Origin of the sequence: Rhizobium sp. WYCCWR 11152 (assembly GCF_013087615.1) — a bacterium.
Lineage (GTDB): Bacteria > Pseudomonadota > Alphaproteobacteria > Rhizobiales > Rhizobiaceae > Rhizobium > Rhizobium indicum.
The window spans coordinates 330,659-356,334 of the sequence record NZ_JABFCP010000002.1 but is presented as its reverse complement, the minus strand read 5'-3'; the positions used below and the strand labels follow the sequence as shown (position 1 = coordinate 356,334).

Genomic DNA, 25,676 nt, shown 5'->3' with positions numbered 1-25,676 from the left:
CGCGACCTCCTGACCCGTTGCCGGTCCGTTATCCATCCAAGCGCCCCGCTCGGCTGCTCGGCGTGACGCTTCATCGCTTAAAATGATAAAATCGTCGATGTTCAGCCACAGTTCCAGCTTGATCTTGAATTGCGACGGGTACTTGCGACGTCATTGAGCGCAATTGGCTGATATGGATGTCCCCAAGCGCTCCCTGAGAATGAAGTTCGCAGGAGCACTGCGGGCATTCGTAGCCAGCGCTCAGTCGAAAAATACGTCTTGGTCTTCACCTGCGAACTTGAAGTCGCCTTAAGACCAAGAACAAAATTAAAGATATTTGCGCTGCCTGCTTCGCGCGTGAAGCTGAGATAGGAGCCGAATCGTTCGTATTCGACATTTCGAAGGTTTTGGATCGAGGCGAGAGTATCCTCGAAATCACGCCAGCACGCCTGCTTCACGATGATCTCGAAAATGCGCAGGACGGCCGGGGCGAGACGTCCCTGAGCGTCGGTCGTCGGCCCAATGATCTTGGCGCGGATCTCAAGGATATCGCCCATTTCATCTCCACGAACCTTAACGAAGGTTGAGCTGAGGGGACGCACCTCGTCCCGTTCGTAGATGCGCTGAAAATAACATTCATAGCTGCGATTGCGCATCGATGCGGCTTTCCATTCGCTCATCTCGATGCCGGCCTCTCGAAGAGCACCGCAAATATTCGGCCCCGAGACGCGCCACATCCGCAGAAACTGACTTGCCAATTCCAGCTTCGGGACCTCGATCAGCTGCAGTGATATCGACATCGGCGGCAGGGGAGAAGGAGCTTCCGGATCAGGGCGGGCGGCTATGCGAGATGATCGGGCAGCCTTATTGAGAGCTCGGTTTTCAAAGACCCCGAGTGGATCTTCGAGCTGGTGGACCTCACGATAAAAAACGACGATGCCTGCAAGAAGCAAAATTGATATCAAAAGCCCCGCCCAAAGCAGAGACCGGCGGTTGCTCGGCAATCGGAAATTCCGGTTCCGAAGTGGGCTGTCGCGAGGAGGATCGACTGCTGATAGCACTTTATCCATGGCGCGACCTCACAAGCAAAATAGGAGCGGCGAGTTCGAACTCAATCAACCTCGATCCTATTTGCGACCCACCGGCATCGGTCGGCGCTTCGACCAATCAGCCCTGCTGGCGACTCCTTCTAAGGTGAGCGACGGATGTGAAAACGGTACAGTCGGTCCGACTCACCTTCGATACTGTAAGTGTGAAGTTGCGTTTGTCGAGCGTCAAGCGGCAACCCCAGTGAACGGCGTTCGCCCTCTAAAATTGGTGCGGAAGAGCGCACGGGCGGCCGACAACTGCACTGGTCCAGCATTGTGATCCAGCCCGTCAAGGAAGTGCTCGCCCGATCGACTATTTTCCGTCCGTTTTTCCCGTTTGTTTCGTGGCTGCCTTCAGCGCGCCTTGCTGCAAATCGGCCTCGTCGGCAAGAATGGCGGCGGCCTCGTCGAGCAAGACGTCTTTTGCGTTCTTGCGGGCATTCTCGATGGCAATATCAGCGCTCAGGCTGCGCTCGCCTGCCTCCAGGCCGTCATCTCCAAGATCCTCGCCACCGCTTGCTTGCGCTCGATCCTTGAACCGTTTCTCGCGCGCCGTCGCTTCTTTGCGACGTTCGGCTTCATTGAGGGAAACAATTCCTTTTTCACGCTGCGCCTTGAGGTCGGCAATGTCTTTTATCAGGCGTTGGAAGTCCGGATCGCTCTCGATCCGCGCATCATGGCGGCTTTGCAATGTCGGCAGCAACGTCGTGACAGTGTCGGCGGCCGTGTACTTCGCAGGTTTGATCTGAGCCCACGGCAGGGCATTGTCATAACTGGTCTCGCCGAAGCTCGTCGGATCGGAAAGTCCTGGCAAGCCGATATCGGGCGTTACGCCGTGCAGCTGTGTCGTCCCGCCGTTGACCCGGAAAAACTGGGCAATCGTCACCTTCAGCTCCCCTAACTCGGGTTTGCTGTTGCGGACGATCTGGTCAAGATCGACGACGGTCTGAACGGTGCCCTTCCCGAAACTGGGTTCGCCGACGATCACGCCTCGACCGTAATCCTGGATTGCCGCGGCAAAAATCTCAGAAGCCGACGCCGACCCGCGATTGATCAGGACACCCATCGGGCCTGCCCAGACAGGCGCTGCAAGCTCCGAGCTCCTCACGTCGACCTTGCCATCGCTGCCGCGCTGCTGAACCACCGGGCCATTGCCGATGAACAGACCGGTCAAATCAATTGCCTCGTCCAATGAACCGCCGCCATTGTTGCGCAGGTCGATGAGAACGCTGTCGACTTTTTCTTCCTTCAACTCGTCGAGAAGCTTGGCGACATCGCGGCTTGCGCTTTTGTAATCCTGGTCTCCTTTGCGCTTGGCTTCAAAATCCTCATAGAATACCGGCAGCGTGATGATCCCGATTTTACGCGTGGCGTCGCCCACTTTTACGGACAGCACAGTCTTCCTGGCAGCCTGCTTATCGAGACTGATTTTATCGCGCACCAGGCTGATGACGCGATGCGTGCCATCAGCTCCGGCATCTGCCGGCAGGATGTCCAGCCGCACGACGGAGCCTTTTTTCCCGCGTATCATTTGCACGACTTCATCAAGGCGCGTGCCCACCACTTCTTTGATCGCCCCATCCTTGCCTTGACCAACGCCGGTAATGCGGTCTCCGACCGCAAGCTTGCCGGAAAGCTGCGCCGGCCCGCCAGGCACGAGCTCACGGATCGTCGTGTAGTCGTCGCGTTCCTGCAGCACAGCACCGATACCAAACAGCGAAAGCTTCATCGAGACATTGAAGTCGGCTGAAGCGGCCGCGCCGAAATAGTCCGTGTGCGGATCGATCGACGTTGAATAGGCATCCATGAACGACTGGAAAACGTCGTCGCTTTTAAACTTGTAAGCGCGTTCGAGTATGTTTTCATAACGTTTGTCGAGTGTTTCGCGAATGGCCGCGTCGTTTTTGCCGCCGAGTTTCAACCGCAACCAGTCGCTCTTGACGCGCTTGCGCCAAAGCTCATTGCTCTCGGCTTCAGACTGCGACCATGGCGCTTTATCGCGCAGCACCGAATAATTTTCCTGCGCACTGAAATCGAAGTCCTGCTTCAGCAGGCTGCGCGCATAGTTCATGCGATCGACAACGCGCTGTTCATAGGCGTTGAAAATCGCAAACGGGATCTTCAAGTCCTTCCGTTCTATCGCATCGTCGATCTCGCTGCGATCGGACATGAACTTGTCGATGTCCGCTTGCAGGAAGAGCATGCGGTCCGGATCAAGTGACTTGATGAACTGATCCATGATCCTGGCCGACAAGGCGTCGTCGAGTGGAACGGGCTTGTAGCTATACCGCGAAAGAAATTGTGCGCTCAACTCAGCGGCTTGCGCCTGTCGCTTTAGCGGCGCCAAAACAGGCGGTGATGCGACTTCAGCATATGCGGACTGTGCAATTGCAAGAAATGCACCAAAGAAAACGTAGGCTATGCGCATTCAGCGTTGATCCAATTCTTAGTGCCGAGTGTCGATCTGCGATCTATGTGACGCAATCATGGTTTTTTGGCAACCAAATGGCAAACGACATGGTTTGCAAAGCCGCGGAAACATATCCGGCGCGTGGTCGGCGTCTCCGCAGCCGGCGCTCAATCCGCCTGCACGTCTTGCCAGGAATCGAAAGTCGCAGCCTGACCGCGACGGCGCCCGCTGCGGTCGACAAGATCCCAGACGATGGCTTTTTCGATATAGAAACGCCGCCCTGACTTGGCAATGCGAAGTCCGCGGTAGTCGGCGATAAAGCCGTTGGCCGCCACGGTATTCAACAGCCTGTCACGTTCCGCGCGATCGGGTGCCTCCGCCGACAGACGCGATGGCAAAGTGATGAACTCGTCCCATGAATATTCAAAGCAGGCCTGGGCCGCGCGGTTTGCGTAGATAAAGCGCGGATCGGCGTCGGTGTTGTGAGCAAGGACAACGGCCGGCGACTGGTCATAAAGCCATTCAGCACCCTGGCCTTCCGGCGTCAGACTGCGTCCCACGCTTCGTTCGAAGCTTTCCGCCATCAATGCGTAAAATTCGAGATCGGAGGACAAGTCGAGTCCGGCGTCGTTATAGTTGGCAACCATGCTGCGCATCCTGGATTGCGGCGAGAGGTGTTGAAGTGGTGTTCTCGCTTGAAAGGCTAGCTCCAAATGCGACGCGGTCAAGCTGGGCGACCGGGACTTCAGGCATCATCCTGGAGGTAGCGTTCCGCGAGCCTTGCCCACATGGCTGCGCCAACCGTCAGGCTGGCGTCGGCGAAATCATATTTGGGGCTATGCAGGATGGCGGAATTCATGCCGTTGCCGAGACGCAGGAAGCTGCCCGGCTTGTGCTCGAGAAAGTGCGAGAAATCCTCGCTGCCGGGAATGAGCGGGCACGTCGCGACCTTGTCTTCGCCGATCAGTTCCATCGCGACGATCCGGGCAAAATCCGTCTCGGCAGGCGAATTGACGACGACAGGATTGCCGCGATCGTAGTCGATCTCGATGGAAGCATTGTGCCCTTCTGCCACCGAGCGGGCGAGCTTGGTGATGCGCTGCTGTAGGAGGTCGCGAATGCCAGGCTCGAAGGAGCGCACGCTCAGTGCGAGCTTGGCATACTCAGGAATGACGTTGACGGCATCGCCGGCATGGATCGTGCCGACGGTGATGACCGCCGTCTGGGTCGGATCGAGGTTGCGCGAGATGATGGTCTGCAGCGAGACGACGAGGTTGCACGCCACGACCACGGGATCGACGGTCAGGTGCGGCCGCGAGGCATGGCCGCCTTTGCCCTTGATGGTAATCTCGACGGTATCAGACGCCGCCATCATCGGACCGGATCGCAGCAGGATGGTGCCTTCGGGAGCGCCGGGGTGGTTATGGAGGCCAAAGATGGCATCGAACGGAAACCGCTCGAACAGGCCGTCGGCGATCATTGCCTGGGCGCCGCTATTCTTGCTCGCCTCTTCCGCTGGCTGGAAGATTAGCGTCACCGTGCCGTTGAAGCGGCGGGTGCGAGCGAGATATTCGGCGGCGCCGAGCAGCACGGTCGTATGGCCGTCATGGCCGCAGGCATGCATCTTGCCGGGGGTGCCGCTGGCATAGGCAAGTCCGGTTTCCTCGACGATCGGCAGTGCATCCATGTCGGCGCGGATGGCGATGCCCTTGCTGCCCTTGCCGGCGCTGAGGCGGGCGACAACGCCATGGCCGCCGACATCGCGGGTCACGTCATAACCCCAGCCCTCCAGCTTTTCCGCAACGTAACGCGCCGTTTCCGCTTCTTCAAAGGAGAGTTCCGGATGGGCATGCAGATACTGGCGGGTCGCCTTCAGCTCCGCCTCCATGGCTTCGAAATCGGAAACGCGGGCATAGGCATTGTCGAGCGTGGGCATGAAAACATCCAGTCTTGATCGAAAAGGGCGATTGCTCCGGCCCGAGGGTCGAAGCAGAAGCTGATATCAGTTAGAGAAAACGGGCGAGAAAAGCCTGGGTCCGGGGATGTTGCGGATTGCCGATGACATCCTCGGGCTTGCCCATCTCGACGACATTGCCGCCGTCCATGAACACCACCCGATCGGCCGCCTCGCGGGCGAAGCCGATCTCATGGGTAACGACGATCATCGTCAGGCCCTGTTTGGCGAGATCGCGCATGGTGGAGAGAACTTCGCCGACCAGCTCCGGGTCAAGCGCCGAGGTAGGCTCATCGAACAGCATCAGCTTCGGCTTGATCGCAAGCGCGCGGGCGATGGCGACGCGCTGCTGCTGACCGCCGGAGAGCTGACGGGGATAGCTCCCGGCCTTTTCCGACAGACCCACTCGCTCCAAAAGCCGCAGGGCGTTCTCGGTCGCGGCCTTGCGGCTTTCGCCGTGCACGCCGACCGGGGCCTCGACGATGTTCTGCAGGACCGTCATATGCGGATAGAGATTGAACTGCTGGAACACCATGCCGATCTTGCGCCGCTGGCTGGCGATCCTGTTGCTGGACAGCTTTTCCAGCCGGTCTTTGCGAAGGCGGTAGCCGATCTGTTCGCCATCGACTTCGATGAACCCTTTATTGATGGCCTCAAGATGGTTGATGCAGCGCAGGAAGGTCGACTTTCCCGACCCGGACGGGCCAAGCACCACGACGACTTCCCCCGGCATGACGTCGAGGTCGATCCCCTTCAGCACTTCGAGCTGGTCGAAGGACTTGTGGACATTGCGGGCTCTGACGAGAGGTTTTGCAATTTCGGCAGCGGTCAATGGCTTGCCTCCTCGACAAGGGTCTCGGATTTGGCGGCAGCGGCATTGTTGCGCCGTTCGCTGCGGCCGTAATAGGCCTCGATATAGCTCTGGCCGAGATTGAGGATGGAAGTAATGAAGAGGTACCAGAGGACCGCGACCAGCAGCATCGGCACGATCTCGAAGGTGCGATTGTAGATCGACTGGACGGAATAGAGCAGATCGGCCATGGCGATGACGCTGACGAGTGACGTTGCCTTGATCATGCTGATCAGCTGGTTGCCCGTCGGCGGCACGATCGAGCGCATCGCCTGCGGAATGATGATCCGCCACAGCGCTCTCGCCTTGGTCATGCCGAAGGCTTCCGCCGTCTCGAACTGGCCGCGATCGACCGAGAGCAGGCCGCCGCGAATGATTTCGGCCATGTAGGCCGCTTCGTTCAAGGCAAGGCCGACGATTGCCGCCGTCATCGGCGTGATCACCGAATTGGTCTCCCAGCTGGCGAGCGTCGGGCCGAACGGAATAGCGATCGAAAGCTCGGGAAAAAGGGTCGAGAGATTGTACCAGAAGATCAGCTGCACCAGGAGCGGCGTGCCGCGAAAGAACCAGATGAACAGCGACGCCAGCGACCGAGCGAGCCGGTCATTCGACAGCCTGGCGATCGCCAGTCCGAGGCCGAGAACGATGCCGATGGCCATCGCGACCACCGTCAGGCCCAGGCTGACGTAAAGGCCATTGATAACAGTCGGATCGAAGAAATAAGCCACGACGACAGGCCAGCCGAAATTCTCGTTATGGGCGACGATCCATAGGAAGTTGGCGGCAATCAGGAGCACGACCACCCACAGGACGAGCCGGCCCGTTTGAAAAGGCTTGTGGGCGTGGGCAACATCCCGGAAGTCCGCACCGCCCAAAGGCGGTGCGGCAGTCGTGCGGTCATTGCTCATTTCGGCAGGGCTCCACCAAGATTGAGGCCGGGCTGCTTGATCATGTTGTTCTCAAGACCCCATTTCTTCATGATGGCGGCATAGGCGCCGTTATCCATCAACGCCTTGATCGAGTCGAGCAGAACGGGGCCGAGCGGCGAGCCCTTCGGCACGACGGCGCCCTGATAGAGATCCTCAAACCCGTTTTTCTGGCCGACGCCGCTCAGTTCCAGCTGGCCGTTTGCCTGAGACACGAAATAGGTCAGCGGCGCCTGCGAAGAGAAGAAGGCATCGGCGCGTTTGGAGCGGACCGCCAGGATCGAGCTCGGCTGATCGGTGTAGGACTGCACTTCGGGCGCGGGCTTGCCCGCCACCTTGCACTTTTCGACCTGGGCCTGGATTACCTTTTCGGCGGAGCCGCCGGCCATAACGGCAATGCGATTGCCGCAGGCGCTGTCGAGCGAGGTGATGGCCTTCGGATTGCCCTTCTGGACGGAGAAGACCACGTATTCCTGAACCCAGTCGACGAAATCATTGGCCTCTTCACGGGTCTTGAAGTCGCCGATCGGGCCGAAGGCGAACTGGTATCGGCCGGAATTGATGCCGGCGAGCAACGCGCTCAACCCGCTGACGGTTTCGTGCTCGATCTCGACGCCGAGCATCTGGCCGATCGCATCGGTCAGGTCAGCGCTGGCGCCGGTCAGTTTCGTACCGGTGACGATCTCATAGGGAGGAAAGGAACCGTTGTTGACGGAGATCATCTTGCCGTCCGTGCGGATCTTCTCCGGCAGGCGGGCGCGAAGAGCCTCGTTGACGGTCTGCTTTGGTACGGCCGCCTCCTGGGCGAAGACCGACGTCGTCATCATCAGACCCAGCAGGGCGGCGGAAGCGATCAGTTTCGAATGCATGTCATTCCCCTTTTTTGGTTTTGCGAAAATGGTAATTCAACGTTGAGGCCTGTGATGAGTTTCATTGGCCTTGTTCACAGGGCCTTGGCGTGCCACGGAAACAGCTCGGCGGGCGTCAAAAGGCGCGGCATGATCTTCTGTTCGTAGAGTTCCTCGGCAAAGTCGGCGATCATTGCCTCGTTCTCGGCAAGCCCGCTGGCCCTCCAGGTCGGCGGCAGATCAGCCGCGCAGCGGCGCAGTTCGTCGATCATCCAGGGCGTGGTGTCGGCGTATTTCTCGCGCTTTTCCAGCCAGAGACGCTGGGACTCGTCGATCACCTCGCTGAGTTCATCCATGATCCAGGGATGCTCCTTGACGATATCAGCCTTGAAGCCGATCAGATGCATGCCTGGGACATAGCCAACCTCATTGAGGTAAGCGACTTCGGCGGCGCGGAAATCATCCAGCACCTGGCGGAGCGGCGATTCTTGGTCGAAGAAACCTTTCGGCATGAAAGGCGTAAACACGGCGTCGAGCCCGCCATCCAGCAAAAGATCGACCATCGGACGCTCGCCGGGAGCAGGTTCGATGCGGCCAGGCCGTCCAAAACCGTCGAGCCGGTCGACGATCGGATGGGCCTCGGTCAGGCGCCCGGCATACCACATGGCATCCTCGACGCCGACGCCTTCCCGGCGCAACGCGGCACGGGTCCAGGTATTTCCGGAATCTCGCCAGCCGGTCACGCCGATGTTCTTGCCGGCCAGATCGGAGAGCTTGCGGATCGGACTATCCTTGGCGGTGATGATGCAGCGATGGCGGAAGCCGCGCATGATGAAGTTCGGCATGCCCAGAACCCGATCATCGCCGTCATGGCGCATCTGCGAATAGCGGCTGAAGGACATTTCCGCGGCGTCATGCGCTGCGTCATCGGCGAGGCTCGAGACCAGCGTGCCCACACGATCCACTTTGATATCGAGACGGGAAGAACTGACATCACCGAGCACAAGCGGTGTCATGTAATCCCAGTCCCTAAGGGCGATGCGAAGCGTCACAGGCATGCAAAAACTCACAAAATTGCTCGACGGGTGGCAAATTAAATGTTCAAAATAGAGAGTACAAATGTTATTACGTTATTGAACATTTAAAGTGAGGGAAAAATGGGCGACGCGGTCGAAGCCTCCTGGTTTGCCGAAAAAATAGCCGACCGCAGCATCAGGGGAATCGCTCTCGAAACGAGCGCTCTGATCCGTGCCGGTATCCTGCCCGTTGGGACACGCCTGCCGGCGATCCGCGATATCGCTTACGAATTGCATGTCAGCCCGGCAACGATCTCCGAAGCCTGGAGCGAATTGCGGCGGCAGAAGATCATCAGCGGCCGGGGGCGCAACGGCACCTGGGTCAGCGGCGACCGCTTCGTCGCCAAGCCGGAACGTCTCGCCAGCTCGGGAAATTATGCGGCGGGTGTGCTCGACCTCACCTTAGCCGGGCCGGATGCAGCACTTCTTCCCCGCCTGGCCGAAGCGATGGCCTATGGCGCGTCCGTCGATGATCTCAACAGCTATGAGCGCAGCCGGATCGTCCCTGAGTTGAAGGACGCCGTTTCAGAGCGATGGCCGTATGAGGCGGAAGCCTTTCTGGCCACCAATGGCGGTTACAACGCCGTCTATACGATATTGCATGCGCTGGTTTCCTCGGGTTCGTTGGTCGCGATCGAACATCCGACCGCGATGCGGCTGCTCGATATTCTGGAAGATCTCGGCGTGAAAATCATCCCTGTCGCCTGCGACGGCGAAGGCCCCCTGCCGGATTCGCTCAGCGAAGCATTGCGGCAACGTCCGGCGGCTTTTCTGTTCCAGCCGCGGCTGCATTCGGTGACCGGCGTTACGGTCAGTTCATCCCGCCTCGGTCAGCTAGGAGATGTGCTGGAAGACAGCGATACGCTTGTTATCGAGGATGACGGCGTCGGCGACGTGTCGGCAGCGCCTCCGCAGTCGCTGGGCGGCCGATTTGCGGAGCGGACGATCCATATCCTCTCGCTCTCGAAAAGCCTCGGCCCGGATCTGCGTCTCGCGGTTCTGTCGAGTTCCGCGCCTATCGTCGACCAGATCCAGTCTTACCGTTCCTTCAGCGCCGGCTGGACGAGCCGTATCCTGCAAGGGGCCGCCGCCTGGCTATTGCGCGATCCGGAAACCTGGCAGCTTATCGGCGAGGCGCGCGAGATCTATCAGCAGAGGCGCGATGCTCTTGCAGATGCGCTTAGCGAACGGGGAATAGCGATACCGCCAGGCCAGGGCCTGTGCCTCTGGGTGCCCGTCGTCTCCGAACCATTCGCGATGGTTACGCTCGCCGCACGCAATATCGCTGTCAACCCGGGCAACAAATTCTCCGTCTTGCCCAGCAATCATATTCGAGTGGCGACCAGCACGCTTAGCGATCGCTGCGAGGAAGCCGCCGATGCGATCGCTCTGGCTCATGCGCCGTGAAGGTAGGGGCCTGCACCTCGCGTACTACTTTCCCTCAAGCCATTCCTGCAGCTCTGCCTCCGCCCGCTCCAGAGCGCTGTAGTTCAGGAGTTTGCGCATGAAAGCGACCGTGACGGCGCGGGCGCGCAGATTGAAGCGGCCGTCCTCGTGGTCGTCACCGGCGCTCTGGTAGACGTCGAGCTTGTCGTAGAGCTGCTGCAGGCGGTTCTGCACGCTGCGCAGCGACAGGCCCCGGCGTTTGGCGATGGCCCGGTCGGTGAGGCCGAGAGCGATATCGACGAGGATCTCGTATTCGGAATCGGTGAAGCCGTTTGTCTGGCCGAGGCTCTTCTGCTGCAGGCCCCGCACCTCGCGGTCGATGACGCATTGGCTCTCGATAAAGATCGAGCGCAGCGCAAGCTTCAGCCGCTCGTCGGAGGCGGATTTCAGCACATAGCCATAGGCGGCGCCATCCGGCACGATGCGGGAGACGCCGCGCACATAGGCCTCATCCGAGTAATTCGACCAGAACAGGATGCGGGTCTCCGGCCGCTCCTTCCAGATGGTGCGCGCCGCCTCGATGCCGTTGCGGTTGGCCATCTGCAGGTCCATGACGATATGCGCCGACTTGTGGTCGCGGGCGAGCTTCTCGCCGGCGGTTCCGTTCTCCGCCTCGATCACCGTGTCGCATTCCGGCAGGGCCGCGTTGACCGCCTCGTGCAGATAGGACCGGTGCAGCGGGTCGTCCTCGACGATCAGAACCTTCATGGTGCCCTTCTCCTCAGTTTGGCCCGCTCGGCGGGTCGTGCGGTGCGAGCGGTAGCACGACGCGCACCACAGTTCCGCGATTGTTGTGGCCGGGCCCGGTCGTGAACCGCGCCGAAATCAGCCGCGCACGGGTCTTCATATTGTCGATACCGCCGCCGATCCGGCCCCGCGCCTTGGCGAGCCCGGTCCCGTCGTCGGAGATTTCGATTGACAACCGATCGTCATCGGCCTCGAGCCGCACCATGACGGCCAGCGGAGCGGCATGGCGCACCGCATTGTTGATCGCCTCCTGTGCGATCCGGAACAGCGCGACGCTGACGGTCGGTTCCAGTCGCTCCAGCGCGCCGTGCGTCTCGTCGACAAGGCCCCATTCGATGCCCGATCCCGTGTCGCGGGTCGATCGGTCCAGATGATGCTCGATCGCCTGGGCGAGGCCGAAGAGCTGGAGCACGGAGGGTTTTGCCTGTTCGATGATCTGCCGCAGATCCTGCATGCAATGCTGCAGGGAACGGGAGATCGGCTCCAACGTCTCGGGCGCCATCTCGCCGTTGCGCGACAGCCGGTCGATCCGGCGGGCGAGCCGCGTCAGGTCGGCGAGCGTCTGGTCGTGCAGGTCCATGCCGATGCGCTGGCGTTCCTGCTCCAGCGCTTCGGTAAGTTTCAGCGCACCTTGCCGCAAGCCCTCCTCGCGGGCGCGGGCCTCTGCCTCGACAATGGCCGAGCGTTGCGCCTGCTCGGCTGCCTGCAGCGCGAAGAAATAGGGCGTCAGCAGATCGGCAATGATGCGGGCGCGTTCGATATCCTCCATCGTATAGACGCCCGCCCTGTGCGACGAACAGGAAAGCGCTGCGATGATCGTGCCCTGCACCTTCATCGGCACATGCAAGCGGCTTCTCAGCGACTGTTCGACGATCGGCCGCTTGAATGCGCCCTCGAAGTGGAAACGCGGATCGGTCATGGCGTCGTCCGCCAGCAGAAAATCCACCTCGCCCCAGAGCAGCGAGCGGATGGGGCTGTTGACAACAGGCGCGCCGGCAAGGCCGCCCCAGGCAGTCTCGATGCCCGTCTCATAGGCGGTGTGGTAGTTGCCGCCCTCAAGCAGCACGCAGACATCGAGGTGGTCGTGCGGGATGATATGGGCGACCTCGGCCGCGACGGAACGGATAGCCGAGCGGAAGTCGAGCTGGCCCGCGAGCAGCCGGGAAATGCCGAGATAATGGTCGAACATGGCTGCGGGTACGAGATGCAGCATCGTCAGTTCCTCCCCGAGACGGCGCCGGGCTCCTCAACCCGCCGCGACTCTTTCCCAGTAAGCGCCCGCGGGAGCGCCGCCGTCTTGCGTAAACCCGCAGCTTGTTGCGCAAAACCCGCAAACGGATTGCCGCCTTGCCCCTGTACAGGCCGATCGATCTCCCGCATCCTGCCCTTACTGAGAGGAGGAAGCTCAGTGCAAGAACAATTTTCACTCGGACCCAATTGGGCCGGCAGGAGTGAAGCGATCCGCCGACCAGCGCGATCATCAGGGAGGAAGACATGACAATCCGTAAGATGCTTCTGGCATCGGCCGCTATTGCTTGCGCCGCGATGCCCGTTTCAGCCTTTGCCGAGACATCGGCCAAGAAAATCGCCCTTTCCAACAACTATGCCGGCAACTCATGGCGCCAGGCCATGCTGACGAGCTGGGGCAAGGTCACGGGCGAAGCCGTGAAGGCCGGCACCGTTGCCGCAGCCGACCCTTTCACCACCGCCGAGAACCAGGCGACGGAACAGGCGGCGCAGATCCAGAACATGATCCTGCAGGGTTATGACGCCATCGTGCTGAACGCCGCCTCGCCGACGGCGCTGAACGGCGCGGTCAAGGAAGCCTGCGATGCCGGCATCACCGTCGTGTCCTTCGACGGTATCGTGACCGAACCCTGCGCCTGGCGTATCGCCGTCAACTTCAAGGAAATGGGCCGCAGTGAGGTCGAGTACTTGTCGAAGAAACTTCCGGACGGCGGCAACCTGCTCGAGATCCGCGGCCTTGCCGGTGTCTTCGTCGACGACGAAATCTCGGCCGGCATCCACGAGGGTGTCAAGCAGTTCCCGCAGTTCAAGGTCGTTGGCTCCGTGCACGGCGACTGGGCGCAGGACGTGGCGCAGAAGGCTGTTGCCGGCATCCTGCCGAGCCTGCCCGACATCGCCGGCGTGGTAACGCAGGGCGGCGACGGCTATGGCGCCGCACAGGCGATTGCCGCGACCGACCGGAAGATGCCGATCATTATCATGGGCAACCGCGAGGACGAACTGAAGTGGTGGAAGGAGCAGAAGGACGCGAAGGGTTACGAGACCATGTCCGTCTCCATCGCGCCCGGCGTCTCCACGCTCGCTTTCTGGGTGGCCCAGCAGATCCTCGACGGCAAGGAAGTCAAGAAGGACCTCGTCGTGCCCTTCCTGCGCATTGACCAGGACAATCTCGAAACCAACCTCGCCAATACCCAGGCCGGCGGCGTCGCCAACGTGGAATACTCGCAGGCAGACGCAATCAAGGTCATCGAGTCGGCAAAGTAATTCTCCCGGCGACTGCCGCGCGGCCGCAGAAGGTCGCGCGGCATTTTTTTTCAAGCAGGCATGGCGGGCAGCATGGATGACGTTTTGAAGGCGGTGATCGCCGTCGATGGCGCCAAGGTGAGTTTCGGCGCAGTCAGGGCACTCGATGGCGTGACCCTTCGCGTCATGCCGGGCGAATGCGTCGGGCTTGTCGGACACAATGGCGCCGGCAAGTCCACCATCGTCAGCGTCATCAACGGCGGCCTCACACCGCACGAAGGAAGTGTGGCGAGCGACGGCGAACGGCTGGAGCGTTATGGCATCAACGCTGCCCGTGCCCGCGGCGTGCGCTGTGTCTTCCAGGAGCTTTCGCTCTGCCCCAACCTTTCGATCGTCGAGAACACGCGCATCATGCATCGCCATCTCGGTGGCTTCGGCTGGCGGCGGCGCGCCGCAAAAATCATCGAGACGAGCCTCGACGCGGTCTTTCCCGGCCACGGCATCGACAGCAGCCGGGCCGTGGGAGATCTTTCGATCGCCGAGCGGCAGATGGTCGAGATCGCCATGGCCTTTTCCGACGCCGGCATTGCGCCGCGGCTGGTGATCCTCGACGAACCTACCTCGTCGCTCGATGCAAGCCTTGCCCGGCAGATGCTCGATCATGTCCGCCGCTTCATCGCCAGGGGCGGGTCCGTCATCTTCATCTCGCATATTCTGCACGAGATCCTCGAAACCGCCGACCGCATCATCGTCATGAAGGACGGCCGCGTCGTCGCCGAGCGTCTAGCGCAGGGCTTTGACCATCACGGCCTCGTGGAAGCGATGGGCACCGTTGCCAAAGAGGAGACCAAGCAGCACTCGGCGCGCGAACAATCCACCGCTCCGCTCATTTTGTCCCATCAGGCGAAAGGCCTTTCCTTTGCGGCCCGCAAGGGCGAGATCATCGGATTGGCGGGTCTGGCAGGCCATGGGCAGACCGAACTCTTGCTCGCCCTGCATGCCGCCCAGTCCGGCAACTGGCTGCCCGAGCGCGATCCGCTCGTCACCTTCGTCGCCGGCGACCGCCGCCTCAACGGCGTCTTCGAGCTGTGGAGCATCCTGCGCAACTTCTCCATCGCCTCGCTCGGTGACCTCTCCCGGCGCGGGCTGATCCTCGCAAACGAGGAGGAGACCAAAGGCGCCGACTGGAAGCGGCGGATCGAGATCCGCACGCCCGATATGGACAACCGCATCCTGTCGCTTTCCGGCGGCAACCAGCAGAAGGTGCTCTTTGCCCGCGCGCTTGCGACGCGCGCACCTGTTGTCCTGATGGATGACCCGATGCGCGGCGTCGACGTCGGCACCAAGCAGGAGGTCTATGCGATCATCCGCGAGGAAGCGGCGCGCGGCCGCACCTTCATCTGGTACTCGACCGAAATGGACGAGGTCCGCCTTTGCGACCGCGTCTACGTTTTCCGCGAAGGCCGCATCACGACCGAACTCGCCGGCGACGCCGTCAGCGAGGCGAACATCATCGCCGCCTCCTTCGAAGGGGTTGCCGCATGACGTTCCGGCTGTCGTCCGACGCCATGCGTCTTGCCATTCCTGCCCTGTCGCTGACGCTGCTGCTTGCCGCCGTCTTCTGGCTGCAGCCGCGCGCCATGAGCTATGTCGGCCTCAACCTGTTGTTCAACCTGGCTGTGCCGATCGCGCTTGCGACGATCGCCCAGATGATCGTGATGGCAGTGAACGATCTCGATCTCTCGATGGGGGCCTTCGTCAGCTTCGTCGCCTGCGTCACCGCGACCTTTCTGCGGGATGCTCCGGTGATCGGCGTGCTGATCCTTGCCGGCGCGATCGCAACCTATGCGGCGCTCGGCGTCATCATTTATCTGCGCAACCTGCCGTCCATCGTCGTGACCCTTGGCATGAGCTTCGTCTGGGGCGGCCTCGCCGTCCTGCTGCTGCCGGCACCGGGCGGGCAGGCGCCGGACTGGGTGCGCTGGCTGATGACCGTCAAGCCGCCGCTGGCGCCGATGGCGATCGTCGCCAGCATCGTCATCGCCTTGGTCGCCCATCTTCTCGTCATGCGGTCGTCGCTCGGCGTGCTGATGCGCGGCATCGGCGGCAACCAACGCTCGGTCGAGCGCGCCGGCTGGTCGATTGTCGGCGCGCGCGCTGCCGCCTACGGTCTTGCCGGCCTCTTTGCCGTGCTCGCCGGCATCGCCCTCGTCGGCCTGACCACCTCGGCCGATGCCAATATCGCGTTGCGCTACACGCTGCTGTCGATCGCCGGCGTGATCCTCGGCGGCGGCGAGTTCATCGGCGGCCGCGTCTCCCCGATCGGTGCCGTCATCGGTGCGCTGACGCTGACGCTTGCCGGCTCGTTCCTGTCCTTCCTGCGCATCTCGCCGGACTGGCAGATCGGGGCTCAAGGCGCGATCCTGATCATCGTGCTGGCACTTCGACTGATGCTGAACCGCCTGGAGAAGCGGGAGAAACGCCGATGACCCCGCTCCTTCGCCTATTACGTAAACCCTGGATCTGGTCGTGGCTTGCCGCCTTTGTCGTCTGGTTCCTGACGATCATGGTGACGCTCGGCGCCAGCACGCTTGGCCTGTCGCAGGCAGCCCTCACCTTCGCAGCCTTCTCGGTCATCGTCGGCATCGGCCAGATGTTCGTCATCACGCTCGGCCCCGGCAACATCGATCTCTCGGTTCCCGCCACCATGACGCTTGCCGGCACGGTGGCGTTGAAGCTGATGAATGTCGAAAACGGCATGATCCTGCCGGGCCTTCTTGTCGCCATCGTCATCGGCCTTGTCGTCGGCCTCGGCAACTATGCACTCATCAAGGCGCTGCGCATCCCGCCGATCATCGCCACGCTGTCCATGAGCTTCATCGTGCAGTCTGCCGCGATCTGGACGAACCGGGGGTTGCGCATCAAGCCTCCGAGCGTGCTGGCGGAATTCACCACGTCGAACACGCTCGGCGTGCCGAACGTGGCGATCGTGGCACTCCTGATCTCGCTCCTCGCCTGGTTCCTGCTCGAGAAGACGATCTACGGGCGGTGGATCTCGGCGATCGGCCAGAGCATGCCGGCCGCGCGCATGGCGGGCATACCGGTCGACGGCACGCGTTTCGTCACCTACCTCTTCTGTGCCGTGCTCGCATCGGTCGCAGGCTATCTGCTCGCCTGCTTCTCCGGCGGCGCGGCGCTCAACATGGGTTCGGAATATCTGCTGATGTCGATCGCTGTCGTCGTGATCGGCGGCACGGCGGTGGCCGGCGGCGATTCCAACGTGCCGGGCATCTGGGGCGCATCGCTCTTCATGTTCCTCGTCGTCTCGATGCTCAACACGTACGGGGTCGGTGCGGGCATCCGCCTGATCATGACCGGCCTCATCATCATCAGCGTCATCATGCTCGCCGGCGGTCGCCGCGCCGGCATGCGATAAACGGAAAGACCCCCATGGCCGAGGCCAGCATCTACGAAATCCACGACCCGCGCTTCCGGCAGATGATCGTAACGAGCGCCGGCCTCGACGAACTCTATTCCGGCTGCCGCTGGGCGGAGGGTCCCGTCTGGTTCAACGACGCGAACCAGCTGCTGTGGAGCGACATTCCCAACCAGCGTATGCTGCGTTGGACGCCCGAGAGCGGCGTCTCCGTCTATCGGCAGCCGTCCAACTTCACCAACGGTCATGCGCGCGACCGGCAGGGCCGGCTGATCTCCTGCGAACATGGTCCGCGCCGCGTCACCCGCACCGAGATCGACGGCTCGATCACCGTGCTCGCCGACCGTTTCGAAGGCGCAAGGCTCAATTCGCCGAACGATGTGGTGGTGAAATCAGACGGCACGATCTGGTTCACCGATCCCACCTACGGCATCATGTCGGACTATGAAGGCTATCGCGCCGAGCCGGAGCAGGCAACCCGCAACGTCTACCGGCTCGACCCGACGACCGGCGCGCTTGCAGCAGTCGTCACCGATTTCACCCAGCCGAACGGCCTCGCCTTCTCGCCCGACGAGACAATCCTCTATGTGGCGGATTCGGCCGCAAGCCACGACGAGAGCCTGCCGCGTCACATCCGCGCTTTCGACGTGATCGACGGCATCAGGCTGGCAAACAGCCGCGTCTTCTGCCTGATCGACAACGGCATCCCGGATGGCATCCGCACCGACGTCAACGGGAACCTCTGGTCAAGTGCCGCCGACGGCGTGCATTGCTTCGACCCGACGGGCAAGCTGATCGGCAAGATCCGCGTACCGCAGACCGTCGCCAACCTCACCTTCGGCGGCCCCCAACGCAACCGGCTGTTTATTGCGGCGACGCGGTCGGTTTATTCGGTCTATGTCGCGGTGAGTGGGGCTCAGGTGCCGTGAGGTTTGTCGCCTTGAACCAATACAAACCGTTGCTACAAAATGCTCGGCGGCCCACGTATGCTGGCCGCCGAGCTCCACATAAATCTCTTCATCATATAGGCTGATTGAACCCTCCGCTCGAGTCCGTAAGACCATGCATTTCCCGGATCAGATCGGCCGCCCGCTCTCCGATGACAACACAAGGCGCCATCGTGTTGCCGGTGGTGATGCGAGGCATGATCGAGGAGTCTGCGATGCGAAGGCCAGCGATACCGTACACTTTGAGCTCGTTATCGACCACCGACATGCTGTCGCGTCCCATCTTGGCTGTGCAGGATTGATGCCAGTAGGTGACCGCCGAACGCCGGATAAAGTCGATCATCCCTGATCGGTTGCGCGCGCCCGGAGCAGTCTCGGCCGTTACCAACGGCTTGAAAGCGTGGCTATTTCCCAATCCCCGGCATAGCTCCACCGCGGCCAGGGCAGCAGCCATGTCTTCTGGTTCGCTCAACGAATTGGGTTCGATGAGGATAGGGTCACTTGCGTTGGGGCCGGAGAGCCGAAGCCAACCACGGCTTTTCGGCTGGGCGAGACCGTTAAACATCGTCCACCCATGTTGCGGCGTTTCGAGGCCCGTCTCGATCGGTGACGGCACAGCGAACTCCAACTGGCACTGAAGAATGTCCGGCTGCGCAAGACGCGAGTTGCTTTTCCAGTAGAGTTTTGCTTCGCAGCCGCTACCACCGACGGCTTCTGGTTTTCGATATGCCCAGGTGCACCCGAATGCGAGATGATCCTGATGATTGCGCCCAACGCCCGGTAAGTGTTGAACCACGGGAATGCCGTGGGCTTGCAGCTCATCTTCTGGACCTATGCCCGACTGCATCAACACTTTCGGAGTGTTGATCGCGCCTAGCGACAGTACCGTTTCGCAACGCGCAGTGAATTGACGCAACTGATCATCGACGAGAACCTCGACCCCCGTCACACGCTTGCCATCGAAGATGAGGCGCGTGACCAGTGCGTCGGTCAGCACAGTCAGGTTTGGGCGCGACATGAGCGGGCTGACATAGGATCCAAAGACAGACTCCCGCTTGCCATCCCGGATCCGCAGTTCAGCGATAGATGCGCCGCCCGGGGCCTCCATCATTTCACCATTCGGGCTATCGTAGACGGGAATACCGATAGTGGATGCCGCACTCAACAAGGCCTCTGCGATCGGTTGGGGCGCCTGCGGCTGCGCTACGTAGGCCGGTCCGCCCATGCCTCGACGCGTTGGGTCCGGAGCGCCCTGCCAATCTTCGATCCGGCGATAGTAGCCGAGGATAGACTGATAGCCCCACGCGTCATCGCCGGCTTCAGCGGCAAAGTGGTCCCAATCTCCCTTGTGCCCCCTGGCCCACACCATGACATTGATGCTCGAACCGCCGCCGAGCCCCTTGCCCATGCTGAGAGGAAGACGTCGGCCGTCCAGGCCAGGTGCCGGTTGTCCGACAAAACCCCAGTCCCGGATCGAGCCGAGATTGAGCGGCCACTGCGCAGGGTTTGTAACGGTCTCGGCCGCATCGTCACCGCCTGCCTCGAGCAGTAGGACGCTTGCATTTCCATCCTCTGCCAGTCGCGCGGCAACGACGGAGCCGCTGGACCCGGCGCCGCAGACGATGAAGTCGAAAACACCACCGACCTCGTTCTGAGGAATGGGCGGATTTTCGGGTGCATTTTGGTCATGACTATTCAGCTTCACGTGACTACCTCCGTGAATGGATTCAAAACAATAGCGAATTTGCTGGGGATCCCGGGGGCGAATGCGGGCAATGGATCCCAGTCCGAGATCGTGCGGCCTTCCATGTGCTCGCTTCGGCCCGACCTCGCTCGGTTCGACAGCCCCTGCTCGTCGTCATCGGGACAGTGCGGACTGTCCCGATGAGGCTACGTCTGTCATCGCTTCTTCGCCGAGACGGCCTTAGCGGCCTGATCAATGGTATCGGCGACCACCTTCGGCTGCGTCATGAACAGGGCGTGGCTTGCCGAAACCTTGGTGATCTTCGCCTTGATGCGCTCTGCCATGTGGATCAGCATCGCCTGATCGAATGCCTTGTCTTCGGTAGCGATGACGGCCCAGCTCGGCTTAGTGCGCCATGCAGCATTTTCCAACTTCGTGCCGAACGCCGACATGTTGATCGGGACCTGCGCATCCCTCATGAATGCAACATCCGCATCACTGACGTCATGAGCAAAGCCAGCCTTGAACTTTTCCGGGCTGACATATCCAAAGCCATCTTTCGTGGTCTCAATGACGAATTCCGATGCAGGAGCAAATCCTTGGTATTGCTGTGCCGTTGTCTCGCCGGCATCGGGGGACAGAGCGGAAACATAGACGAGGCCAGCAACCTTTGCGTCGATGCCCGCTTCCGTGATGACCGTGCCGCCCCAGGAATGTCCAACGAGAATGACCGGACCATCCTGCCGTTCCAGCGCACGTTTGGTGGCGGCAACGTCGTCTTCGAGGGAGGTCAGCGGGTTTTGGACGATCGTAACGCGATAGCCGCGCTTGGTGAGATTGTCGTAAACACCCTTCCAGCCAGAACCGTCCGCAAAGGCGCCGTGGACAAGCACAACGTTTCTGACCGGGTGGTCTTGAGAGATGGTGTCCGCTGCGTTCGCCGGCAATGCGGCGGCGGACAGTGAGGCTGCAGCAGCAATTGCGGCTACGGTGGTCGTGGTCTTGCGTGTCATGGCTATCTCCTCGTTAACTGCGATAACTGTTATCGCGATATATGTAAGCTCGCAGACTTTGGGTTTCGCGTCAAGATAATTCTTATCGCGATATTTAATTTCTCTCTAGGATGGGCTATATGGAGTCTACAGGAGCTCACAATGACCGCACGCCATAACGACCCGCCCCCTCTGCACGACCAATTGTGCTACGCAATTTACACTGCTGGTATTGCCATCCAGCGTGCTTACAAGCCCCTTCTCGATGAGTTGGGCCTGACGTACCCGCAGTACCTCGTGCTCAACGTGCTGTGGGGCGAGGATGGGCAGACGGTGGGCGCCATTGCCAATGCCCTTGCCCTGGAATCCAGCACGCTGACGCCGCTTCTAAAGCGCCTTGAGGTATCCGGCCTGCTGCGTAGGACCAGAAACCTGAGCAACGAGCGCCAGGTGTTGATTGCGTTGACCGACGAAGGCAGGGCGTTACAGCACAAGGCTGGTTGTCTCAGCGACACCTTGCTTGCAGCTTCGACCCAGACGCCACAGGAATTGGGCGCTTTGAACCGCGACGTCCGCCATCTCCGCAACGCGATCTATTCCCAGATCGGCGGCTGGGACGCGCCCGCCTGATTTGCCGTGTATGTCGGCGCCTAAGCTGTTGGCACTGTCCCTCCATCGATTGTATATTCGGTACCGGTGATCGATGCAGCCCGGTCCGAGGCGAGGAAGGCAATCAGGTTTGCGACCTCTTCCGGCTTTGCCGGACGCCCCAGCGGAATGCCGCCCAGCCCGTCCATGATGATCTTTTTGCCACCCTCGAGGTCTGTTCCGGCCTGCTTCGCCAGGCGCTCTGCAAGGTGGACCGAAGCTTCCGTTTCGATCCAGCCTGGCGACACCCGAACGACACGAACACCTTTGGGCGAAACTTCCTTCGACATCGCCTTGCTGTAAGTGGAAAGCGCTGCCTTCGCCGCAGCATAGGCCGTCGTCGATTCCGGAAGCGGCAGGACTCTCTGGATGGATGTCACATGCACCACCACACCGTTTCCTTGAGCGACCATGTCCGGAACCAGTTGCCGATCCAGGCGAACGGCTGGAAAAAGGTTGAGCGACAGCTCCTTATGCCAGTCGTCTTCCGACAGTGCAGAAAATCCACCTCCGGCCGCTGAAGAGCCACCCAGCATATGGACGATGACGTCGACGCCGCCAAGGCGCCGCCGTGTGGCCTCTGCGACGATTGCACATCCCTCTTCGGTGGTCAGGTCCGCCTCGACGAACAGATCTTCCGACAGGCTGTCCGGACGGGCCCGAGCGGCTGTCAGCACCTGCGCGCCGAGCTCCCGAAACAGTCTGACGGTCGCGGCACCAGTACCTTTGGTTCCAGCCGTAATGAGGGCCCGTTTGCCTCTCAGGTTGAGAAAGTCGGCCATTATAATATCTCCAGCCTGACGATTCTGTCGTCCTTGATGGTGAAGGCGTGGGTGAGCATCACCGGGCTACCGGGAAACTGGCCGCTCACCCTCGCCCGGACGAGTGCCTTGTCGCCGTCAACCGCGGATTCCACGGGTTCGGCACGGTATTGGGTCGCCTTCTTCGCAGCCACCCACCAGTCGCGGATTGCGACGGCGCCCTGATGGCGAGCGTTCTCATCTTCGACCACGGCATCGACCGCGAGGGTCTTCACCAGCGCATCGGCATCATTGCGACTGTCGGCGTCAAAATACATGTTCACGATATGGGGCAAATCCATCCTGTTTCTCCTCATGATCTGCTCCGATAGTTAGCGCTCGACCATTGCATAGATAAGTGGGATAAACCGGAATGCGGTATTGAACGGATCGGGACAATGGAACATGCCAGCTTGAAGGAACTCGAAGCGGCCATTGCGATTGCCCGGCGCGGGACATTCCGCGCAGCAGCCATCGATCTCGGCATGTCGACCACCGCGCTCAGCCACACCATAGGCAGGCTTGAGGCCGGGCTCGGCGTGCGACTGTTCAACCGCACCACACGCAGCGTGTCGCTGACTGATGCCGGCAGGCTGTTTGTGCAGCAGGTAGGGCCCACGCTTCAGGATCTCCATGCTGCTCTGGATCTGGTGCGCTCCCACCGCGAGACTCCTTCCGGAACACTACGGATCAACGCAGCGCCGTTTGCGGCGCGCGCCATCATCTCACCGCTCGTGCTGGAGTTCCTGCGCCGCTATCCCGACATGACTGTCGATATCGTTACCGAGGGTAAAATGGTCGATATCGTCAAGGACGGGTTCGATCTGGGCGTCAGGGTTGAAGGCCTCGTTCCCAGCGACATGATTGCCGTTTCGCTCGGCCGGCCTCAGCGACACGCAGTGGTTGGGTCTCCCGAGTATTTCGAGAAACATGGTAAGCCCATGGTGCCTCCGGATCTTCTCAATCACAGGTGCATTCGTGTTCGCCTGCCAGACGGCTCCTTGTTTCGATGGCGGTTCGAAAAAGACGGCGAGCCGGTGCAGATAGACGTGCGGGGGCCAATCGCACTCGATGAGGCCAGCCTTACGCGGACTGCTGTGATCGAAAGCGCCGGCGTGGGCTACCTCTTTGAACAGGACATTCTCTCGGACATAGAGGCGGGGCGCGTTGTTCGTGTTTTAGAAGATTGGACGCTGCCGTATCCAGGGCTATGCCTATACTATCCTGGACGTCGAAATCTATCGGCTGGCGTCCGAGCATTCCTCGACTTAGCTCGTGAGTTCTCCCGAAAAGCGGCTTGACCCACTGCCTTCACCTTGAACGGTTTCGAACCGTTGGCCGGTGAACCCTCCTGCGTCGCTCCTGTCTATCGCCCGCCCTGCTATTGCGCCGGCTCCAGTATCGCGCAATCTTCCCCGCCGGTGCACTCGCCCGAGAGGGTACGCTGACCGAGCGCAATGATAAGGACGGTTGCGGCCCCGGCGGCTGCAGACACCCAGAATCCGCTCTGGGGACCGTAGCTGTCGACGATCCAGCCGGAGACGAAAGCGCCGAGCGCCATGCCGATGCCGATGCCGGTCATCACCCAAGTGACGCCTTCCGTCAGCACCGATTCCGGCACGCGACGCTCGATCAGTCCGAAGGCCGTTATAAAGGTCGGCGAGATCGCGATGCCGCTGACGAAGACAGCGATAGCAAGCAAGGTTACCGAGCTGCCGGCGACGAGCAGCGGCAGCGAGGTCAGGGCGAGGATCGCAACAGCGATCAGCAGCTGACGGTGCAACGGGATGCGCAGATTAAGCGCGCCGAGGGTCAAACCCACTAGGAAGGAACCGAGGGCATAGACACCGATCACCAGGCTTGCTGCATTCGGCTGACCAAGCTCCTTGGTGATGGCGACAACACTCACTTCAGCGGTTGCGAAGGTCGCGCCGACGAAGATCAGCGCGAGCGTGATGATCTGCACCGGACGCTGGCGGATCGCGGAGCCAATCGAAGCCGCGCCCGCGGCATGACGCACCTTCGGTTCGGTGCCGCGCTGCACGATGAAGGCGGCCGTCCCGAGCGCCAGAAAAGCTGTGCTCACCATCATGCCGGCTTCGGGGAATAGGGCGACGGCCAGCCCGACCGACAGCGAGGCGCCGGCGATATAGACCAGTTCGTCCGCGGCACTTTCGAACGCGAAGGCCGTGTTGAGCTCGGGCTGGTTGCGAAACAGTTCCGTCCAGCGCGCCCGCATCAGCGCCGGAATGCTCGGCATGGCTGCCGCGAGGAAGGCTGAGGCGAACAGCGTCCACACCGGCCAGTTCTGGTTGGTCGCGGTGATCAGCGCGATAAACGCCAGCACGGATACGATGGTTGTCGGAACGACGACTGCCGTCTGGCCCAGCCGATCGACCGCTCGCGAAATCTGCGGCGAGATCACCGCATTGGTGAGCGCATAGGTCGCCGACACGGCGCCTGCCAGCCAATATTCGCCATGTGCCTGGGAGAGCATGGCGACGATGCCGATCGGCGCCATGGCGATGGGAAGCCGTGCGAAAAAGCCGGCTGCGGAGAAGCACTTGGCCCCAGGTGCCGCGAATATTTGTTTATACGGATTTGACATGCGACGATCCTTCCAGCTATCGGATAGAACACTTATATACGGAGCGTATGTGTTTAGATAATGCATACGCTCCGTATGTCAATGAAAAAAGATACGCGGCGTATGCCAATGGAGAAGCCATGCGCAAACCGCGCCAGGAGATGATCGCAGAGACCCGCGGCAAACTTATCGCAGCCGGCCGGCGCGCCTTTGGCACGATCGGCTACGCGGAAGCGTCGATGGACGATTTCACCGGCGAAGCGGGATTGACGCGCGGCGCCCTCTATCACCATTTCGGTGACAAGAGGGGTCTGCTCCAAGCCGTCATCATGGAAATCGACGCGGAAATGACCGAACGGCTGAACGAGGTCTCGGCCGCCGCTCCTACGCGCTGGCAGGGTTTTGTCGACGAGTGCTCCGCTTATATCGAAATGGCGCTTGAGCCCGAAATCCAGCGTATCATGTTTCGCGATGGCCCGGCTGTACTCGGCGACATCTCGCAATGGCAGAACACCCCCGGCTGTATCGCCGCCCTCTCCCGCAGCCTCGACCGTCTCAAGGCCGATGGCGAGATCATCGACATTGACACCGAAACCGCCGCTCGCCTCATCAATGGCGCCAGCAGCCACATGGCGCTGTGGATCGCCAATGCGAAGGATCCGGAGGCGGTTTCGAAGCGGGCGGTCGCGGGGTTCAAGGCTATGCTGGGCAGCCTCCGCAGGCAGCAATGAGGTGTTTGATTTTCTATTTAGGTGCCGTGGGGCCCAG

General features: G+C 61.1%; 24 protein-coding genes. 9 read left to right on the top strand and 15 right to left on the bottom strand.

Annotated elements, in window-relative coordinates; genetic code table 11:
* Nucleotides 1-101: 101 nt before the first annotated feature.
* The 8 genes from G9X67_RS01945 to G9X67_RS01910 form a co-directional block, all read right to left on the bottom strand.
* Entirely contained in the window at nucleotides 102-983 is an 882-nt protein-coding gene (locus G9X67_RS01945; RefSeq protein ID WP_138331162.1) for a DUF6030 family protein, read from the bottom strand.
* Nucleotides 984-1,380: 397 nt separating this feature from the next.
* Nucleotides 1,381-3,495 carry a carboxy terminal-processing peptidase gene (locus tag G9X67_RS01940; protein WP_171597895.1) on the bottom strand — a complete coding sequence of 705 codons (2,115 nt, stop codon included), beginning with the start codon at nucleotides 3,493-3,495 and terminating at the stop codon, nucleotides 1,381-1,383.
* A gap of 149 nt (nucleotides 3,496-3,644) precedes the next feature.
* Nucleotides 3,645-4,124 carry an MEKHLA domain-containing protein gene (locus tag G9X67_RS01935; protein WP_171597894.1) on the bottom strand — a complete coding sequence of 160 codons (480 nt, stop codon included), beginning with the start codon at nucleotides 4,122-4,124 and terminating at the stop codon, nucleotides 3,645-3,647.
* A gap of 98 nt (nucleotides 4,125-4,222) precedes the next feature.
* Nucleotides 4,223-5,413 carry a M20 aminoacylase family protein gene (locus G9X67_RS01930; RefSeq protein WP_171597893.1) on the bottom strand — a complete coding sequence of 397 codons (1,191 nt, stop codon included), beginning with the start codon at nucleotides 5,411-5,413 and terminating at the stop codon, nucleotides 4,223-4,225.
* A 70-nt stretch (nucleotides 5,414-5,483) separates the two neighbouring features.
* The gene (locus G9X67_RS01925; RefSeq protein ID WP_138330703.1) at nucleotides 5,484-6,263 is read right to left on the bottom strand and encodes an amino acid ABC transporter ATP-binding protein; all 780 of its coding nucleotides are present in this window, start codon (nucleotides 6,261-6,263) and stop codon (nucleotides 5,484-5,486) included.
* Complete coding sequence (locus G9X67_RS01920) at nucleotides 6,260-7,189, bottom strand: amino acid ABC transporter permease (protein WP_171597892.1); 930 nt, start codon at nucleotides 7,187-7,189, stop codon at nucleotides 6,260-6,262. The genes G9X67_RS01925 and G9X67_RS01920 overlap by 4 nt, the downstream gene beginning before the upstream one ends.
* Nucleotides 7,186-8,076, bottom strand: a complete 891-nt coding sequence (locus G9X67_RS01915; protein ID WP_171597891.1) for an ABC transporter substrate-binding protein — start codon at nucleotides 8,074-8,076, stop codon at nucleotides 7,186-7,188. Before G9X67_RS01915 ends, G9X67_RS01920 begins: the two co-directional genes overlap by 4 nt.
* A 74-nt stretch (nucleotides 8,077-8,150) precedes the next feature.
* Nucleotides 8,151-9,113: a nitrate ABC transporter substrate-binding protein gene (locus G9X67_RS01910; protein ID WP_171597890.1), complete on the bottom strand. Its 963-nt coding sequence runs from the start codon at nucleotides 9,111-9,113 to the stop codon at nucleotides 8,151-8,153.
* A gap of 99 nt (nucleotides 9,114-9,212) precedes the next feature.
* On the opposite strand from G9X67_RS01910, the gene G9X67_RS01905 reads away from it, so the two are divergent.
* Complete coding sequence (locus G9X67_RS01905) at nucleotides 9,213-10,538, top strand: PLP-dependent aminotransferase family protein (RefSeq protein WP_171597889.1); 1,326 nt, start codon at nucleotides 9,213-9,215, stop codon at nucleotides 10,536-10,538.
* A gap of 24 nt (nucleotides 10,539-10,562) precedes the next feature.
* On the opposite strand, the gene G9X67_RS01900 is transcribed toward G9X67_RS01905, so the two are convergent.
* Nucleotides 10,563-11,285 (bottom strand): response regulator transcription factor, encoded by a 723-nt coding sequence (locus G9X67_RS01900; RefSeq protein ID WP_138330708.1) that lies wholly within the window; start codon nucleotides 11,283-11,285, stop codon nucleotides 10,563-10,565.
* A 13-nt stretch (nucleotides 11,286-11,298) separates the two neighbouring features.
* On the bottom strand, nucleotides 11,299-12,537 hold the full coding sequence (locus G9X67_RS01895; protein ID WP_138330709.1) for a sensor histidine kinase: 1,239 nt from the start codon (nucleotides 12,535-12,537) through the stop codon (nucleotides 11,299-11,301).
* Between the two features lie 281 nt (nucleotides 12,538-12,818).
* On the opposite strand from G9X67_RS01895, the gene G9X67_RS01890 reads away from it, so the two are divergent.
* From G9X67_RS01890 to G9X67_RS01870, 5 genes are all read left to right on the top strand, one after another.
* On the top strand, nucleotides 12,819-13,835 hold the full coding sequence (locus tag G9X67_RS01890) for an ABC transporter substrate-binding protein (protein ID WP_171597888.1): 1,017 nt from the start codon (nucleotides 12,819-12,821) through the stop codon (nucleotides 13,833-13,835).
* Between the two features lie 72 nt (nucleotides 13,836-13,907).
* On the top strand, nucleotides 13,908-15,359 hold the full coding sequence (locus G9X67_RS01885; protein WP_171597887.1) for a sugar ABC transporter ATP-binding protein: 1,452 nt from the start codon (nucleotides 13,908-13,910) through the stop codon (nucleotides 15,357-15,359).
* Nucleotides 15,356-16,303 (top strand): ABC transporter permease, encoded by a 948-nt coding sequence (locus tag G9X67_RS01880; protein ID WP_171597886.1) that lies wholly within the window; start codon nucleotides 15,356-15,358, stop codon nucleotides 16,301-16,303. Before G9X67_RS01885 ends, G9X67_RS01880 begins: the two co-directional genes overlap by 4 nt.
* Complete coding sequence (locus G9X67_RS01875) at nucleotides 16,300-17,250, top strand: ABC transporter permease (protein WP_171597885.1); 951 nt, start codon at nucleotides 16,300-16,302, stop codon at nucleotides 17,248-17,250. The genes G9X67_RS01880 and G9X67_RS01875 overlap by 4 nt, the downstream gene beginning before the upstream one ends.
* A 14-nt stretch (nucleotides 17,251-17,264) precedes the next feature.
* Nucleotides 17,265-18,179, top strand: coding sequence for an SMP-30/gluconolactonase/LRE family protein (locus tag G9X67_RS01870; RefSeq protein WP_171597884.1), 915 nt, complete (start codon nucleotides 17,265-17,267; stop codon nucleotides 18,177-18,179).
* A 91-nt stretch (nucleotides 18,180-18,270) separates the two neighbouring features.
* On the opposite strand, the gene G9X67_RS01865 is transcribed toward G9X67_RS01870, so the two are convergent.
* Nucleotides 18,271-19,902 carry a GMC family oxidoreductase gene (locus G9X67_RS01865; RefSeq protein WP_138390317.1) on the bottom strand — a complete coding sequence of 544 codons (1,632 nt, stop codon included), beginning with the start codon at nucleotides 19,900-19,902 and terminating at the stop codon, nucleotides 18,271-18,273.
* Nucleotides 19,903-20,096: 194 nt separating this feature from the next.
* Complete coding sequence (locus G9X67_RS01860) at nucleotides 20,097-20,894, bottom strand: alpha/beta hydrolase (RefSeq protein WP_171597883.1); 798 nt, start codon at nucleotides 20,892-20,894, stop codon at nucleotides 20,097-20,099.
* Between the two features lie 141 nt (nucleotides 20,895-21,035).
* Between G9X67_RS01860 and G9X67_RS01855 the strand changes: the two genes are divergently transcribed.
* Nucleotides 21,036-21,503: a MarR family transcriptional regulator gene (locus G9X67_RS01855; protein WP_011649065.1), complete on the top strand. Its 468-nt coding sequence runs from the start codon at nucleotides 21,036-21,038 to the stop codon at nucleotides 21,501-21,503.
* A 20-nt stretch (nucleotides 21,504-21,523) separates the two neighbouring features.
* Here the strand turns inward: G9X67_RS01855 and G9X67_RS01850 are convergent, their stop codons facing one another.
* Both G9X67_RS01850 and G9X67_RS01845 read right to left on the bottom strand, forming a co-directional pair.
* Nucleotides 21,524-22,303: an SDR family oxidoreductase gene (locus G9X67_RS01850; RefSeq protein WP_131643476.1), complete on the bottom strand. Its 780-nt coding sequence runs from the start codon at nucleotides 22,301-22,303 to the stop codon at nucleotides 21,524-21,526.
* Nucleotides 22,303-22,623 (bottom strand): nuclear transport factor 2 family protein, encoded by a 321-nt coding sequence (locus tag G9X67_RS01845; protein ID WP_011649067.1) that lies wholly within the window; start codon nucleotides 22,621-22,623, stop codon nucleotides 22,303-22,305. The genes G9X67_RS01850 and G9X67_RS01845 overlap by 1 nt, the downstream gene beginning before the upstream one ends.
* A gap of 96 nt (nucleotides 22,624-22,719) precedes the next feature.
* Here G9X67_RS01845 and G9X67_RS01840 point away from each other — a divergent pair, with 96 nt between their 5' ends.
* Nucleotides 22,720-23,622, top strand: coding sequence for a LysR family transcriptional regulator (locus G9X67_RS01840; RefSeq protein ID WP_171597882.1), 903 nt, complete (start codon nucleotides 22,720-22,722; stop codon nucleotides 23,620-23,622).
* An 80-nt stretch (nucleotides 23,623-23,702) separates the two neighbouring features.
* On the opposite strand, the gene G9X67_RS01835 is transcribed toward G9X67_RS01840, so the two are convergent.
* A complete protein-coding gene (locus G9X67_RS01835; RefSeq protein WP_171597881.1) occupies nucleotides 23,703-24,929 on the bottom strand; it encodes an MFS transporter in 1,227 nt (408 codons plus the stop codon).
* A gap of 119 nt (nucleotides 24,930-25,048) precedes the next feature.
* Here G9X67_RS01835 and G9X67_RS01830 point away from each other — a divergent pair, with 119 nt between their 5' ends.
* Nucleotides 25,049-25,639 (top strand): TetR/AcrR family transcriptional regulator, encoded by a 591-nt coding sequence (locus G9X67_RS01830; RefSeq protein ID WP_171597880.1) that lies wholly within the window; start codon nucleotides 25,049-25,051, stop codon nucleotides 25,637-25,639.
* The last annotated feature ends 37 nt before the right edge of the window (nucleotides 25,640-25,676 follow it).